This is a genomic window from Bradyrhizobium sp. Arg816 (assembly GCF_029989365.1).
Taxonomy (GTDB): Bacteria; Pseudomonadota; Alphaproteobacteria; order Rhizobiales; family Xanthobacteraceae; genus Bradyrhizobium.
Genome location: NZ_JAPRAQ010000013.1, coordinates 140,687 through 156,444 on the forward strand (window position 1 = coordinate 140,687; position 15,758 = coordinate 156,444).

The following is a 15,758-nucleotide window of genomic DNA, read 5'->3' on the forward strand; positions in this document are numbered from 1 at the left end:
TCTAACTCCACGTATATGAATTTATGCAACGAGGCCTCATGGGACCGCTCGCCGGCTTCACCATTCTCGACCTGACCTCGGTGCTGATGGGCCCCTATGGCACCCAGGTGCTGGCGGACATGGGCGCCGACGTGATCAAGGTCGAAAGCCCCGAGGGCGACATCGTTCGCCAGATCGGTCCCGGCCGCACGCCCGGCATGGGCGGGATGTTCCTCAATGCCAATCGCGGCAAGCGCAGCATCGTGCTCGACCTGAAGAAGACGGAAGGCCGCGACACCTTGCTGCGGCTGGCGAAGCACGCCAACGCGCTCGTCTACAATGTGCGCCCGCAGGCGATGGCGCGACTCGGCCTCGACTACGAGACACTTCGCGAGATCAACCGCGCGCTCGTCTATGTCGGCGCTTTCGGCTACGGCCAGTCCGGGCCCTATGCCGCAAAGCCCGCCTACGACGATCTGATCCAGGGCGCCGCCACCATTCCGACGCTGCTTGCGGCGGCCGGCGACGGCACGCCGCGCTACGTCCCCGTCACCATCGCCGACCGCATCGTCGGCCTGATGCTGGTCAACGCCATTATGGGCGGGCTGATGCATCAGAGCCGCACCGGCGTCGGTCAGCGCATCGACGTGCCGATGTTCGAATCGATGACGGAGTTCGTGCTGGTCGATCATCTGGGCGGTCTGACCTACGATCCGCCGCTCGACCATGGCGGCTACGCCCGCCTGCTGTCGCGCTATCGCCGCCCCTACAAGACCAGCGACGGCTATCTCTGCGTCCTCATCTATAACGACAAGCACTGGCGCAGCTTTTTTGAGGCGATCGGACAGCCGCATTTCCTCGATCAGCCGCGCTTCGCCAACCATGCGTCGCGGACAAAGCACATCGACGAGATCTATGAGGAGATCGGCCACATCTTCCTCACACGCACCACCGCAGAATGGCGCGATCTGCTCGAGCGCGCCGACATTCCCGTGATGCCGATGCATACGCTGGAAACGATCCTCGAAGATCCGCATCTCCAAGCGATCGATTTCTTCAGGACGGTGGATCATCCCGTCGAAGGCCGTATCCGCCAGATGCGCGTGCCCTCCACCTGGAGCGTGACCCAGCCGGAAGCCGCCGGCCCCGCACCGACGCTCGGCCAGCATGGCCGCGACATTTTGCGCGAGGCCGGTTTCTCGACCGACGAAATCGACCAGCTCGCAGAGCAAAAAGCAGTTCACCTGGCCGCGCCGCCCTAAGGGCAGCGCTGGCCAGGATCGCAGCGATACAGGGAGGGAGACCGCGATGGCCGGACTTTATTTCGAAGACTTTTCCGTGGGCCAGGAGTTCAGGCATCCGCTGACCCGGACGGTCACGGAGATGGACAACACCCTGTTCAGCCTGCTGACGCTCAACCCGCAGCCGCTGCATATCGACGCGCATTTCGCTGAAAAGACCGAGTTCGGCCAGCGCATTTTCAACAGCCTTTACACCCTCGGCATCATGATCGGCATGACGGTCTATGATACGACCATGGGGACCACCGTTGCCAATCTCGGCATGACCGACGTCACGTTTCCAAAACCGGTCTTCCATGGCGACACGTTGCGGGCGACGACGAAGGTGCTTTCGTTGAGGGAATCCAAATCGCGCCCGAGAGCGGGCATCGTCGAGTTCGAGCACCACGCCTTGAACCAGAACGACGAGATCGTCGGCAAATGCCGCCGCACGGCGATGATGCACAAGAGGCCGGTCTGATGCGTTCGATGCTGTTCGTGCCGGGGGATTCCCCGCGCAAATTCGAGAAAGCGAGCGAAGGCAAGGCCGACGCGCTGATCATCGATCTCGAGGATTCCGTCGTCACCGAGAAGAAGCCGGAAGCGCGCGGGCTGACGCTTGCGATGCTGAAGAGCCGCCCCGGCCCGCATCAGCTCTATGTCCGCGTCAACGCACTCGACACCGGCCTGACGCTCACCGATCTCGCCGCGATCATGCCGGGCAAGCCCGACGGCATCGTGCTGCCGAAATCGCAAGGCGGCGATCACGTGCGCCAGGTCGCAACCTGGCTCGAAGCCTTGGAAGCAGCCGCCGGTATCACGGTCGGCGCGACGCGCATCGTCTGCGTGGCGACGGAGACGGCCAGCTCGATCTTCGGCCTCGGCAGCTACAAAGGCTGCTCCCCTCGCCTCGCCGGATTGATGTGGGGCGCGGAGGATCTCTCGGCTTCGCTCGGCGCCACCGAGAAGGCTGCGGGCGGCGTGTTCCACAGCCCCTACCGCCTCGCGCGCGATCTTTGCCTGATGGCGGCGGCCGCGGCCGAAGTCGCGCCGATCGACACCGTCTATACCGACATCGACAACCTCGCCGGCCTCGAGCAGGAAACGCGGGCCGCGCGGCGCGACGGCTTTTCGGCGAAGGCGCTGATTCATCCGAAACATGTCGACGTCGTCAACGCGGCATTCGAGCCGACCGAGGCTGAGCGCACCTGGGCGGAAAACGTGATCGCCGCATTCGCGAGCAATCCGAACTCCGGCACGCTGCGTCTCGACGGCCAGATGATCGACAAGCCGCATCTTCGCGCCGCGAAGAAGATCCTCGGCCAGCCCTAGATCGGAACGCCGCCACCATGATCGTTCGCCAAGCCGCAAACGTCCTGGAGATCATGGAATTCTTCGCGCAAACGAGGAAACCGGCAACGCTTGCCGAGATCGCCGATCATTTCGGCTGGCCGCGCTCGTCGACCTTCAACCTGCTCGCGACGCTCTCCGAGAAGGGCTACCTCTATGAGCCGCGGCCGCGCGCCGGCTTCTATCCGACGCCGCGCTGGCTGGCGATGGCGCGGATGATCTCCGAGGTCGAGCCGCTGCCACCGTGGACGCATCAGCTGATCGCAGATCTCTCCGCCGAGACCGGCGAGACCGCATCCATCGTGGCGCCGGCCGGTGTGATGGCGGTGTTCATCGACGTCGTCGAATCCCAGGCCGCGATCCGCTATTTCGCGACCATCGGCCACCGCGTGCCGATCCACGCCACCGCCAGCGGCCGCGCCCTGCTGCTGCAATATTCGCAGGACGAGCGCGACTCCGTCTATCGCAAGATCGAGTTCAAGCAATACGGCCCGTCGACGCCGATCAGCATCGAGGCCGTCGAGCTCGAGCTGCGCAATTCGATCGCGCGCGGCTATTGCCAGAGCTTCGCCGATTACAGCCGCGACCTCGCCGGCGCGGCGATCCCGTTGCCGATCGGTGATCGCCGGCTCTCCGTCGTCGTCGCAGGGCCGGAATTTCGCATTGGTCCAAAAGTGCCGGAGGTGGCCGCGCTGATCGCACGGACCGTCGACCGGCTGCGGCCGAAGACAACCGCGGCCTAAAGCCGGAGCCTCATTCGAGTCCCTGAACGGGCGGGGTCGAAGTCTCCGCCGGCGGAGCCGGGGCAGCTTGAACTGGCTGCACCGGGGGCGCGGCTTGAGCCGGCGGATTGCTGGCAGCTCTGATCTGGCCGTTGGCATTCATCGCCTCACGTGCGCGCGGCGGAGCGCCGGTCGCGGCTGCGCGGTAGGCCTCGCGGCGTGGCGGCTGCTGATGTCTTGCCGACCGCGAACCTCTCACGCCCCATGACCTCGCGATTGAAGGACCGGCGGTATAGCCAATCACTGCACCCGCGACCGCACCGACCGGACCAAGCACGACGGCCCCGGACACGGCGCCTATCGCCGCAGCACCAGCGCGCTCCTGCGCAACGGCGCTCGCAGGCACGCCAGCCAGCAGCACGACCGCAGTGATCAAAGCTTTCTTCATCGGAGCGCCTCCCTCTCGGGAGATCACTCTTACTCAAATATGGCCGCACGAGGTTTGTTCGTTGCCCAACACGGGGCAATGGCCGATGGAACTCCGGCAATTCGAAGACCCCCGCCGCCAGTCGGGGTTCCAGCGCAGGCCGACCGGCGCAATAGCGTCGCCTCGGCGCGACCTTGTCGCCCGTAAAACTGTTCCCGTCGAACGCGCGGCCGAACGTACCGTCCGCCTTGGCGATTGCCCACGAGGTCCATGGGCGCGATTTTTCGATGTAAAATCGGCACCTGCTTTCGGCAGTGCCGCATGAGAAGGCGTCAGGACGTGTGTACAAGGCAATGGCTTCGATGGCGCGGGCTGGCTCTCACAGCAGGCGTGACGACGATTGCGTTGTTCGGTGCCGCGACGTTTGCGGTGCACGCCGGCGGCGCCTCCATCGCACCCGCCGAGCTGAAGGCGATCGGCACGATCGATACGCGCTTTCAATCCTACAATATCGAGATGGTGGAGGTGACCGGCGGCCGGTTCTGGAAGCCCTATCCGCGAACAATGCGCGCGCTCGATGAGCGGGATCGTTACGGCGAGAGGCCGCCGATCGATCTTGCCAATGCGCGGCTGCGCAAGCTCGCCGCCGCTTTGGCGCCGGCCTATCTGCGCGTGAGCGGCACCTGGGCCAATGCCACGTTCTTTGCCGACACGGACCATGCACCGGCCAAGCCCCCGCCGGGATTCGACTCTGTGCTCAGCCGTCAACAGTGGCGTGGCGTGATCGACTTCGCGCGCGCAGTCGACGCCGAGATCGTCACCTCCTTCGCGATCAGTCCGGGCAGCCGCGATGCGGATGGCGCGTGGAAGACCGATCAGGCGCAGCGCCTGATCGACACGACGCGTTCGCTGGGTAGCCACATCGCGGCGGCGGAATTCATGAACGAGCCGACGCTTGCGGCGACGAACGGCGCGCCGCCGGGATATGATGCGAAGGCTTATGGGCGCGACTTCAGGATTTTTCGCGAATGGATGCAACGCGCGGCGCCGGAGACGCTGATCGCCGGTCCGGGCTCAGCCGGCGACGCGCCGTCGCCATCCGGGTCTGGCATCACCACGCGCGATCTGCTCGTCGCATCCGCCCGCGGCATCGATCGCTTCTCCTATCATCACTACAACACGCTCTCGCCGCGCTGCGGCGGCCGCGACGATCCGGCGCAGGCGCTCTCCGCGGACTGGCTGGCACGCACCGACGCGACATTCGCGACCTACCGGGCCCTGCGCGACGCATTCGAGCCGGGCAAGCCGATCTGGCTGACGGAGACGGCAAATGCCGCCTGTGGCGGCAATCCATCGGACAAGACGTTTCTCGACACATTCCGCTATCTCGACCAGCACGGACGCCTGGCGAGGGCCGGCGTCCAGGTGGTGATGCACAACACGCTGGCCGCCAGCGACTACGGCCTGCTCGACGAGGGAACGTTCCGTCCGCGGCCGAGCTACTGGGCTGCGCTGCTCTGGCATGGGCTGATGGGAACGATCGTGCTCGACGCGAACCCGGCCGCCGCGCCAGATCTCCATCTCTACGCGCATTGCCATCCGGGCATGCGGGGCGCCGTGTCCGTGCTCGCAATCAACGCGTCGCGGCACGCATCATCGACCCTGACGCTGTCACACCCCGCCGAGCGTTACACGATCCATGCGACGCGGCTGCAAGACGCGACAATTCAGCTGAACGGCAAGACGCTCGCGCTGAGTGCCGATGACGAATTGCCCCGACTTGAGCCGCGCGCAACACCTGCGGGAGCGATCCGGCTTGTGCCGGCGACCGTCACCTTCCTGGCGTTTCCGGACGCAGCAAATCCCGCCTGCCGGTGACCGCGCTTACGACTTGAGCGCGTCGCGCGCCGTCTCCGGCGCCATCAGCGTCGCGATGATCGTGATGACCGACAGCGCGATGATGTAGACCGACACCGCCCAGGACGAGCCGGCCCACGCGAGCAGTGCGGTCGCAATCAGCGGCGAGAAGCCGCCGCTGAGCGCAGCCGCGACGTTGGCGCCGAGCGATGCACCACTGTAGCGCACCTGGGTGCGGAACAGCTCCGGCATGAACGCCGCCTTCGGCCCGAACAGCAGCGCGTGCGTCAGCGTCATCGTGACGACGAGCGCGAAAATGATCAGCGCCGGCTCCCTGGTGTCGAGGAACCAGAACAGCGGAAACGCCAGCGCCACCGAGAACACCCCGCCGGCGAGGTACAGCGCCTTGCGGCCGAAGATGTCGGAGAGCCAGCCCGCGAGCGGCAGCGTCGCGAACTCGACGATCGCGGCATAGACCACCGCGTTCAGGATCACCTGGCGAGGCAAGCCGTGTTTCGTCGTCGCATAGACCACGGTGAAGACGGTGAGGAGATAGGCGAGCCCGACCTCCGACACCGTGATGCCGATCGCGAGCAGAAAACTGCGCCAGTCGCGGCGCAGCACCTCCAGCACCGGCTGCGCCAGCACTTCCTTGCGCTCCACCACTTCCTTGAAGTGCGGCGTCTCCGCGAGCTTGAGCCGCACGATGAGGCCGACCCCGACGAGCAGGATGCTGATCAGGAACGGCACGCGCCAGCCCCAGCTCAGAAAGTCGGCCTCGGGCAGTTGCGTCATCAGGCCGAAGATGCCGGTCGAGGCGGCGACGCCGACCGGAAAGCCGATCTGGACCAGGCTGCCGTAGAAGCCGCGGCGATCACCGGCGTGCTCGATCACCATCACGACCGCGCCGCTCCATTCGCCCCCGAGCCCGATGCCCTGGACGAAGCGCAGGATGATAAGCAGGATCGGCGCCCAGACGCCGATCTGGCTGTAAGTCGGCAGGCAGCCGATCAGAAAGGTGCCGAGCCCCATCGCGATCATGGTCGCGACCAGCATGGTCTTGCGCCCGAGCCGGTCGCCGTAATGCCCGATGATCGCGCCGCCGATCGGACGCGCCACGAAGCCGACCGCATAGGTCGAGAACGCCACCAGCGTTCCGACGAAGGGATCGAAGCTCGGAAAGAACAGCTTGTTGAAGACAAGTGCAGCTGCCGTGCCGTAGATCAGGAAATCGTACCACTCGATCGCGGTGCCGAGCGCGCTTGCCCACACCACATGCGCCGTCGTCGATTTCTCCGCCGCCGCGGAGACTCCCGTTGCTGCCGTCATGCCCTGCCCCAAAAGATTCCGGAGCGCATCATGGCTAATCGTGTGGACGGTTGCAACCTGCGGAGGTGTGATCTCTGTGCGGGATTACAATGCGAGATTTTGCGCGTCGCTGCTCCCGCACTCCGTCATTGCGAGGAGCTCTTGCGACGAAGCAATCCAGGCTGCCTCCGCGGAGAAAGTCTGGATTGCTTCGCTGCGCTCGCAATGACGGGTGTGGCGGCAGTTGCGCGCACGCCTCCGGCAATGTCTCCCGGGCGATCATGGAACTCATCGACCCCTCTTATTAGCCATTGACAAACTCATTCGATAATATCTAATTTGCCCCCAGAATAACCAGCCGCGCCAAGCGGCCAATAAGAGAGGGATCGACGATGAGAGGGCTTTTGGCCTGCACCATGCTTGCGGCCATGACTTCGGCTGCCATGACCACGGTCGCTAGCGCGCAAGTCTCCGATGACGCGGTGCGGATCGGCGTGCTGACGGATCTGTCGAGCTGGGGCCGCGACAACAGCGGGCCGGGATCGGTCGAGGCGGCCAAGATGGCGGTGGAGGAGTTCGGGCTGACCGTGCTCGGCAAGCCGATCGAGATCATCAGCGCCGACCACCAGATGAAGACCGATGTCGGCGTGCAGATCGTGCGCGGCTGGTTCGACAACGGCAAGGTCGACGCCGTCGTCGACATCCCCAACTCCGGCATCGCGATCGCCGTGCACAACATGGTGCGCGAGCGCAACAAGATCGCGCTGCTCTCCGGCCCCGGGGCGAGCTCGCTGACCGACGAGCTGTGCAGCCCGAACACCGTGCACTTCACCTACGATACCTACGCGCTGTCCAAGGTGACGGCCTCCGCCGTGATCAAGGAAGGCGGCAAGTCCTGGTACTTCATCACCGCGGACTACGCCTTCGGCCAGCAGCTCGAGAAGGACGCCACGCGGTTCATCAACGAGATGGGTGGCAAGGTGCTCGGCGGCGTGAAGCATCCGACCAACACAGCCGACTTCTCCTCCTTTGCGCTCCAGGCGCAGAGCTCGAAATCCGACGTGGTCGCCTTCGCCAATGCGGGCCAGGACACCGACAACGCGATCAAGCAGTCCGGCGAGTTCGGCCTGGTCCAGGGCGGCCAGAAGCTCGTCGGCCTCCTGATGTTCGACACCGACGTGCATGCGGTCGGCCTCAAGGCCGCGCAGGGCACCTACATGACGACGGCGTCGTACTGGAACATGGACGAGGCGACCCGCGCCTGGTCCAGGAAATTCTACGAGCGCACCAAGGTGATGCCGACCATGATCCAGACCGGCGTCTACGGTTCGGTGCTGCATTATCTGAAAGGCATCAAGGCCGCCGGCACCGACGATCCCGCCAAGGTGATGGCCAAGATGCGCGAGCTGCCGATCGAGGATACCTTCGTCCATGGCGGCAAATTGCGCGAGGACGGCCGCGTCATCCGCGACATGTATCTCGCCAAGGTGAAATCGCCCGAGCAGTCCAAGGAGCCGTGGGACTATCTGGAGATCGTCAAGACCGTGAAGGGCGAGGACGCCTTCCGCCCGGTCTCCGAATCCAAATGTCCGCTGCTGGAGAAATGAGGCCCGCATGACCGGCAACGAGCGCAACGCAATTGAGACTTACGAGTGCGATGTGCTCGTGGCCGGATCGGGTGCCTCCGGCATGTCGGCCGCGATCACCGCTAGATATCGCGGCCTCGACGTGCTGATCGTCGAGAAGGAGCCGCGCTTCGGCGGCACCACCGCGCGCTCCGGCGGCTGGCTCTGGATCCCCGGCACCTCGCTGGCGAAGGCCTACGGAATCGAGGAGACGCCGGAGCAAGCCCGCACGTACTTGCGCCATGAGGCCGGCAACAACTTTGACGCCGCGCGGGTCGATGCATTCCTGAGTGCGGGTCCGGAGGCGGTCGACTTCTTCACCACCAGGACCGCGCTGCGCTTCGACATGCCGCTGGTGTTTCCCGACTATCACGCCGAAGCGCCGGGCGGGGCGCAGGGCGGCCGCTCCATGGTGACGCGCCCGTTCGACGGCCGCGAGCTCGGCGACCAGATCAAGACGCTGGGCATGCCGCTGCCTGAGCTGACCGTGTTCGGCATGATGCTCGGCTCCGGCAAGGAGATCATCCATTTCATGCGCGTGACCAAATCGCTGACCTCGGCCGCCTATGTCGCCAAGCGACTGTCGCGCCATTTGATGGACGTGCTGCGCTATGGCCGCGGCATGACCTTGACCAACGGCAATGCTCTCGCCGGGCGCCTCGCAAAATCCGCGCAGGACCTGAAGATACCGATGTGGCTGTCCTCGCCGGTGCGCGAGCTGACGGTCGAGAACGGCGCGGTGACCGGCGCCATCGTCACCCGCGAAGGCCGCGAGGTGCGCGTCCGCGCGCGGCAGGGCGTCGTGCTCGCCTGTGGCGGCTTCCCGCATGACGTGGAACGCCGCAAGAAGATGTTTCCACACGCACCGACCGGCCATGAGCATTATTCGCCCGGACCGACCGGCAACACCGGCGACGGACTGCGCCTTGCAGAAAGCGCCGGCGGACATGTCGAGGATCGCCTGCCGAACGCGGCGGCCTGGGTGCCGGTATCGGTGACCAAGCGCAAGGATGGTTCGAGCGGCGTGATGCCGCATTTCATCGACCGCGCCAAACCTGGCGTGATCGCGGTGATGCGGGACGGCAAGCGCTTTGCCAATGAGGGCAATTCCTATCACGACTTCGTCCAGGCCATGATCAAGGCCGCAAAGCCCGGCGAAGAGATCGCGGCATATCTCGTCTGCGATCACCCGACGCTACGCAAATACGGCCTCGGCTGTGTGCCGCCGTTCCCGATGCCGCTCGGTCATCACCTCGATACCGGCTATCTCATGCGCGGCGACACGCTGGAGGCGCTGGCGGCAAAGGCCGGCATCGATGCGACGGCGTTCACCGAGACGGTCAAGCAATTCAATGCGACTGCGCCGCAAGGGCACGACGCCGCCTTCGGCAAAGGTTCAAAAGCCTATAACCGGTATCAGGGCGACGCCATGCACGGCCCGAACCCCTGCATCGCGCCGATCGAGAACGGTCCGTTCTACGCCATCAAGATGGTGATCGGCGATCTCGGCACCTATGCCGGCATCGTCACCGACGAGAACGCGCGGGCGCTGGACGCCGAAGGCCGGGTGATTCCCGGGCTCTATGCCGCCGGCAACGACATGGCGAGCATCATGGGCGGCAATTATCCCGGTGCCGGCATCACGCTTGGGCCGGCGCTGACCTTCGGTTACATTGCCGGCCGTCATCTCGCCGACAGCGCCGCCAAGCGCAACGCGGCGTAAGCCACGCGCCAGGAGACGCATGAAGAGAGAAAGCCGCGGCATCCAGTCGATCGAGGTCGGCGGAGAATTGCTCCGCGCGCTCGCGAGATGCGGCGAGCCGATGATGCTGCGCGATCTCGCGCGCGAGGCCGGCATGACGCCGGCCAAGGCGCATCCCTATCTCGCCAGCTTCTCCCGCATCGGGCTGATCGAGCAGGACGAGACCACTGGCCGCTACGAGATCGGCGCGCTGGCGCTGGAGCTCGGCCTGATCAGCCTGCGCCGTCTCTCCGGCGTGCGCATCGCGCGTCCGAAGATCGCAGGCCTCGCGAGCCAGATCGGCCATGCCGTCTCGCTCGCGGTCTGGGGCACCCACGGCCCGACCGTGGTGCAGCTCGAAGAGCCGGGCCAGCCCGTGCACATCGTGATGCGCGCCGGCTCGGTGATGGCGCTGCTGGAAACCGCGACCGGCCGCGCCTTTGCAGCCTTCCTGCCGGAGAAGACCATCAACGCCGCGCTCGAAAGCGGTCTCGACCGTCATGGCGTCGGCTACAATCCGAAGCGCGCGATGAAAGGCGCGAAGGTCGCCGAGATGCTCACGGAGGTCCGCAAGCACGGCCTCGCCCGCGCGCTCGGCGATCCCCTGCCCGGCGTCAATGCATTCTCGGCACCGGTGTTCGACCATTCCGGCCATGTCGCGCTGGTGATCACCGCGATGGGGCCTGAAGGCACGTTCGATGCGCGCTGGGACAGCCCGATCGCCCATGCCCTGCGCGACTGCGCCGGCGGCATCTCGAAGCGGCTGGGTTATGGGATGACGATTGCGGCGGAGTGATCGCCGCTAAAGCGGCGCGATCTTCACCTCTTCCGCAGAAATCGATCCGCTGTCGACGACCAACGCGACCGCGCCGCCGTTAAGGCGGAGATCGTCCGCATCCTGCACGCTGAACAGCTTCTTGCCGTCGACATAGGCTTCGATGTCGCTGCCGGACACACGCAGCTCGATCTTGTACTTCCGGTCAAGCTGCCAGGGAAAACGTTCACTGGCGAGCACGTTCTCGTCATGCACGCGCTTGATCAAGCGGACGCGGCCGCCATCGGCGCGGTCGAACATCAGTGCATAATAGCGCTCGCGGCCCTGTACGCGCGCGGCGAGGCCCCAAGCGCTCGCCAGCAGCGGCATGATCTCGGACGTCACGCGATAATCCTTCCAGTCGCGCGAGCCCTGCGCGATGAAGCCGATCCCGTCGCCGTTGGTGACGCGCAGCCCTTCCCAGCGGGTCTGGAACTGGCTGACATTGTTGACCCAGGCGTGCTTCCACATCGTGCTGAGATTGTTGTCCGGCCGCTTCAGAACGGTGTCGGCCGCACCGCCCCAGGTCAGATAGTCCAGATACAACGTGCCATCTGCGCCGAGCGGATCGCGCGTCTCGATCTCGGCGCCGATCTCGAAGATCGGATAGGCGCCTGTCTCCGGTACCTGCCAGCTCAGCACGACCTCGCAGCCGCCGGTCAGCTCCTGCGCGTCGCTATAGATCTGCACCAGCTCGTCGCGCTCGTCATAGACGCTGGCGAACAACCGCACCGCGACGGTGCCACTGTCCGTTTCAGACTCCAGCCGGCATTCGACGCGCTGGCCCGAATACAGCGTCGGACAGGACACCAGCTGATAGGTCGGCATGGTGAACACCTCCTTGTCGAAAAAGGTGGGGCTCGCGATTCGTGCGACGCGGCCGGGCGCCAGGCGGCGGAAGTCGATCGCGAGACTGCGCTCACCGGTCCGGCTGTGGCCGGCGACGTTGCTGATCCCGACCTCGTGCAGCCGCGCCGGCGCGCCACCCTTGGCGTGGAAGCCTTGCAGGCTGCCCGGGAAATTGAAATTGAAGCGCGCACCATTCTTGGCCACGGCCAGTGCGGGCGCGCCCGCCAGCGCCAGCCCTGCCGCGACCAGCGATTGCGTCTCGATGACCGCATCGGTAATCGCAGCGCCGCCATCAGCGGTCGAGATGTACATGCGGTCGGCAATCGGCGTGCGGAAATCCGGCCCGGCATCGAGGCCGGCCACTCCAGTGCGGATGCCGAACAGGCAGCCGACATTGCCGGCGTTGCAGTCGGTGTCCCAGCCCGCGGTGTTGGCGATGCGCATCGCCTCCTGAAAACTGTTCTCGCCGTAGAGCGTCGCCAGGATGATCAGCGCGTGGTTGGGCACGACGTGGCAATTGCCGAGGAATTTGTCGTAGCCATAACGTTCGGCGATCAGCGCGCGGGTCCGCTCCCAGTCGTTGCTGTTGTCGCCGGCGTGCCAGTCGCGGACGTCGTTGACGACGCGCCGGATCAGCGCGTCCTTCGGCACGAAGGAAAGACCTGTGTCGATCAGCTTCTGCACGTCGCGCTCGACGAAAGCCTGCGCCTCCATCGCTGCGAGCAGCTTTGCGGCATGCACGGACTCGCCGTCATGGCTGACGCGCCCGGCCTGGTCGGCGAGATAGGCGGCCTGCTCGGGATTGCCGGGGCTCACCATCGCCCAGCCGTCGATGAAGATCTGTGCGCCGATCTGCTCGGCCACTGTCGTGCCGTTCAGCTCGATCGAGCCGCTCTGCGGCGCGGGGATGCCGGCCTTCAGGCGGAGATAAGCGGTGTGCTCGGTCGAATTGCCGATGCCGCCCCACCACAGCACCGCGCGCTCCTCGACGATGTAGTTCAGCCAGGCTTGGCCAACCTGCTTGGCGGTCAGGCGCTTCGGATAGCCGTTGTCGGCGAGCGCGCGCGGAAACGCAAAGGTGCCGGAGACGTCGTCGTCAGTGACGACGAGATGATGCGAGCGCAACGCGACGTCACGGCGCTCGTTGACGTAATAATTGATCGGCCCGAGCTCCTGCATGATGCGCTCATAGGTCCAGCCCTCGAAGGGCCGGCCGAGATAGACGCCGATGAGCTTGCCGAGCACGCCGGCATAGACGCGCTCGGCGTAGTCATGAGGAATAGCGGTCACTTGTTCACTCCCACGTTCAATTGCTTGGCTCGCCGATCAGACCGACGAGCGTTTCATGATCTCGAATTTCAATTCATGGCTCTTGCCCGGGGGCTCGAGCCCGCCCGGCTGCAACCGCCTGACCAGCGTTTCCGCAGCGAGCGCGCCGAGGTCGAACTCCGGCTGCCGCACCGTGGTGAGGCCGAGCAGCTTTGCGACCGGAATGTCGTCGAAGCCGGCGATCGCGATGTCACCGGGAATCGAGAGCCCGGCGCTGCGCGCCGCTTCCATCGCGCCGAGCGCCAGGACGTCGCTGGCGCCGAACACAGCGGTCGGGCGCTCGCCCTTGCGTTCGAGCAGCCGCTTCATCGCGCGCGCGCCGGATTCCTCCGAATAGGCGCTATCGGTGATGAAATCGGGCGTTAGCCCCGCCTCCCGCATCACCGCGCCGTAGCCCTGTGCGCGGCGCTGGCTCGGGCCGAACTCGGCCTGGATCATGGCGATGCGGCGATGCCCGCGCGCGATTAGAAGCCGCGTCATCTCGGCGGCCGCTTCCGCGTTGTCGATATAGACGCTGTCGATCGCGAGCGGCCCGTCCGGCTTGTGCTGGCTTTCCAACCGCACCAGCGGAATGCCCTTGCGCGCGAGCACAGCAAGCTGCGGCGCGCGCAGGTGGAAGAATGTCGCGACCACGCCGTCGGCACGGCCCTGCAACAGCCAGTCGATGGCGCGCGCCTCGCGCTCGGGCCGTCCGTCCGTGTCGAAGATCAGCACGTCATAGCCGGCCGGTGCCGCAACCGCCTGCAACCCGCGTACGAGACCGGGATAGAACGGGTTGGTGATATCCGGGATGACACAGGCGAACGTCATGGTCCGCGCGCTGCGCAGCATCCGCGCCGGATGGTTCGGCCGGTAGCCCAGCCCCTCCGCGACTTCGAGAATGCGCGTACGCGTCGCCGGCGGGACCGACGGCGTCTCCGCCTTGTTCAGGACGAGCGATACCGCGGCCTGCGAAACGCCGGCCGCGAGCGCGATATCCTTCTGCGTGGGGCGGGCCGGCGCCGCTTTGTCGCGCCCCTTCCCCCGCTTCGTCCTCGTTGTTGACGTCGCCATTTCGCTTAGTTATACGTATTATTAAAGCAAAATCAACAATCGTCACTACTCTTCGAGGAAACCGAGGTTCTTCGCCATGACCATGACCCGACGCCAGCTTGTTGCCTCCATTCCCGCCGCTGCCCTTGCGGCAGGCCTGCCGCGCAGCGCCTATTCTCAGGACGGACGCAAGGTCGTGACGTTCTGGTTCGGCCAGGCGAATTCGGACGGACAGGCCGCGCTGCGCAACGATCTGGTCGAGGCCTTCAACACCTCGCAGGACAAATATCTGCTCCAGCTCGAGGTAAAGGGCGCGGCGGTCAACAACCTCCTGAAGGTCGCCCTCGTTGCCGGCAACGGCCCCGACATCGTGCAGACCGCGGGCCCCGCCTATCTCACCGCGATCGCTAATGCCGGCCAGGTGCTGCCCCTCGACGATTTCGCCGAGAAGTACAAGTGGAAGGATCGTTTCCTCGCACCGCTGCTCAACACCAGCGTCTATGGCGGCAAGCTTTACGCCCTGCCCCGCGACTACGAGTCGATGCACCTGTTCTACAACAAGGAGCTGTTCAAGCAGAACGGCTGGAAGCTGCCGACCAACCGTCAGGAGATGGAAGAGGTCGCCGACGCCGCGCTCGCCAAGGGCATCATCCCCTTCGGCGCCGGCAATGCCGACTGGAAGGGTGTCAACGAATGGCTGATGACGGTGTTCTTCAACAACGTCGCCGGCCCCGATAATGTCCGCAAGGCGCTCGCGGGCGAACTGCCCTGGACGGCGCCGCCTTTCGTCGAGGCGGTCGAGCTGTCAAAAGCCTGGTACAACAAGGGCTATTTCGGCAAGAACTACTTCTCGCTAACGATCGAGCAGAGCTTCCTTCAGGTCGTCAACGCCAAGGCGGCGATGGCGTTCAGCGGCACCTGGTCGTTCGGCACCAAATCCTACGGCATGTCGAAGCCCGACACGGTGATGGACGTGATGCCGACGCCGACGCTGGGCTCGGCCTTCTCGGGCTCGCTGGTGCATCTGGCCTGCGGCGCGACGCTGTCGATCGCAAAAACCTCGCAGAACGCCGAGGGCGCCGCCGCCGTATTCGAGTTCATGCTGACGCGCAAATTCTACGAGACCATGAACCGCGATTGGCCCGGCAAGTGGGCGCTGCCGGTGAAGGACCTGCCGCCGGACATGCTGCAGGGCATCGGCTATCCCCTGTTCGAGAAGACCATTGCGAATCTGCACGAGGCCTTCAGCAAGGGGCAGTACGGCTTCACCACCTGGACGTTCTGGCCCGGCGCCACCAACTCCTACCTGATCGAGGGCATCGAGCAAGTCTGGCTCAACAAGATCACGGCGGATGCGTATCTGACGCGGATGCAGACGCTGTTCGCCCAGGAAGCAAAGGACGGCAAGGTGCCGCCGCTGCCGCCGCGGACGGCCTGACCTCAAG

At 65.3% G+C, this 15,758-nt stretch carries 13 protein-coding genes; 9 read left to right on the forward strand and 4 right to left on the reverse strand.

All coding sequences use genetic code 11. The features are described from left to right. Positions 1-38: 38 nt before the first annotated feature. Genes OWC48_RS28430 through OWC48_RS28445 form a run of 4 tightly spaced genes read left to right on the forward strand, consistent with a single transcriptional unit; the run spans position 39 to position 3,352 of the window. Positions 39-1,241, forward strand: a complete 1,203-nt coding sequence (locus OWC48_RS28430; protein ID WP_282522958.1) for a CaiB/BaiF CoA-transferase family protein — start codon at positions 39-41, stop codon at positions 1,239-1,241. A gap of 46 nt (positions 1,242-1,287) precedes the next feature. Further along, positions 1,288-1,740: a MaoC family dehydratase gene (locus tag OWC48_RS28435; RefSeq protein ID WP_282522959.1), complete on the forward strand. Its 453-nt coding sequence runs from the start codon at positions 1,288-1,290 to the stop codon at positions 1,738-1,740. Next, complete coding sequence (locus tag OWC48_RS28440) at positions 1,740-2,591, forward strand: CoA ester lyase (protein ID WP_282522960.1); 852 nt, start codon at positions 1,740-1,742, stop codon at positions 2,589-2,591. Before OWC48_RS28435 ends, OWC48_RS28440 begins: the two co-directional genes overlap by 1 nt. Before the next feature lie 17 nt (positions 2,592-2,608). Continuing rightward, positions 2,609-3,352, forward strand: coding sequence for an IclR family transcriptional regulator (locus OWC48_RS28445; protein WP_282522961.1), 744 nt, complete (start codon positions 2,609-2,611; stop codon positions 3,350-3,352). A gap of 10 nt (positions 3,353-3,362) precedes the next feature. Here the strand turns inward: OWC48_RS28445 and OWC48_RS28450 are convergent, their stop codons facing one another. Further along, positions 3,363-3,779 carry a hypothetical protein gene (locus OWC48_RS28450; RefSeq protein WP_282522962.1) on the reverse strand — a complete coding sequence of 139 codons (417 nt, stop codon included), beginning with the start codon at positions 3,777-3,779 and terminating at the stop codon, positions 3,363-3,365. Positions 3,780-4,079: 300 nt separating this feature from the next. On the opposite strand from OWC48_RS28450, the gene OWC48_RS28455 reads away from it, so the two are divergent. Continuing rightward, a complete protein-coding gene (locus tag OWC48_RS28455; protein WP_282522963.1) occupies positions 4,080-5,636 on the forward strand; it encodes a hypothetical protein in 1,557 nt (518 codons plus the stop codon). 6 nt (positions 5,637-5,642) lie between these two features. On the opposite strand, the gene OWC48_RS28460 is transcribed toward OWC48_RS28455, so the two are convergent. Further along, positions 5,643-6,944: an MFS transporter gene (locus OWC48_RS28460; protein WP_282522964.1), complete on the reverse strand. Its 1,302-nt coding sequence runs from the start codon at positions 6,942-6,944 to the stop codon at positions 5,643-5,645. A 371-nt stretch (positions 6,945-7,315) separates the two neighbouring features. On the opposite strand from OWC48_RS28460, the gene OWC48_RS28465 reads away from it, so the two are divergent. From OWC48_RS28465 to OWC48_RS28475, 3 genes are read left to right on the forward strand one after another with little or no spacing between them, the layout of a single operon-like run. After that, the gene (locus tag OWC48_RS28465) at positions 7,316-8,530 is read left to right on the forward strand and encodes an ABC transporter substrate-binding protein (protein ID WP_282522965.1); all 1,215 of its coding nucleotides are present in this window, start codon (positions 7,316-7,318) and stop codon (positions 8,528-8,530) included. 7 nt (positions 8,531-8,537) lie between these two features. Continuing rightward, positions 8,538-10,271 (forward strand): FAD-dependent oxidoreductase, encoded by a 1,734-nt coding sequence (locus OWC48_RS28470; protein WP_282522966.1) that lies wholly within the window; start codon positions 8,538-8,540, stop codon positions 10,269-10,271. A 19-nt stretch (positions 10,272-10,290) separates the two neighbouring features. Then, positions 10,291-11,085 (forward strand): IclR family transcriptional regulator, encoded by a 795-nt coding sequence (locus OWC48_RS28475; protein WP_282522967.1) that lies wholly within the window; start codon positions 10,291-10,293, stop codon positions 11,083-11,085. Positions 11,086-11,091: 6 nt separating this feature from the next. Here the strand turns inward: OWC48_RS28475 and OWC48_RS28480 are convergent, their stop codons facing one another. Both OWC48_RS28480 and OWC48_RS28485 read right to left on the reverse strand, forming a co-directional pair. Next, entirely contained in the window at positions 11,092-13,242 is a 2,151-nt protein-coding gene (locus tag OWC48_RS28480) for an ADP-ribosylglycohydrolase family protein (protein WP_282522968.1), read from the reverse strand. 36 nt (positions 13,243-13,278) lie between these two features. Further along, positions 13,279-14,334: a LacI family DNA-binding transcriptional regulator gene (locus OWC48_RS28485; protein WP_282522969.1), complete on the reverse strand. Its 1,056-nt coding sequence runs from the start codon at positions 14,332-14,334 to the stop codon at positions 13,279-13,281. 76 nt (positions 14,335-14,410) lie between these two features. Between OWC48_RS28485 and OWC48_RS28490 the strand changes: the two genes are divergently transcribed. After that, the gene (locus tag OWC48_RS28490; protein ID WP_282522970.1) at positions 14,411-15,751 is read left to right on the forward strand and encodes an ABC transporter substrate-binding protein; all 1,341 of its coding nucleotides are present in this window, start codon (positions 14,411-14,413) and stop codon (positions 15,749-15,751) included. The last annotated feature ends 7 nt before the right edge of the window (positions 15,752-15,758 follow it).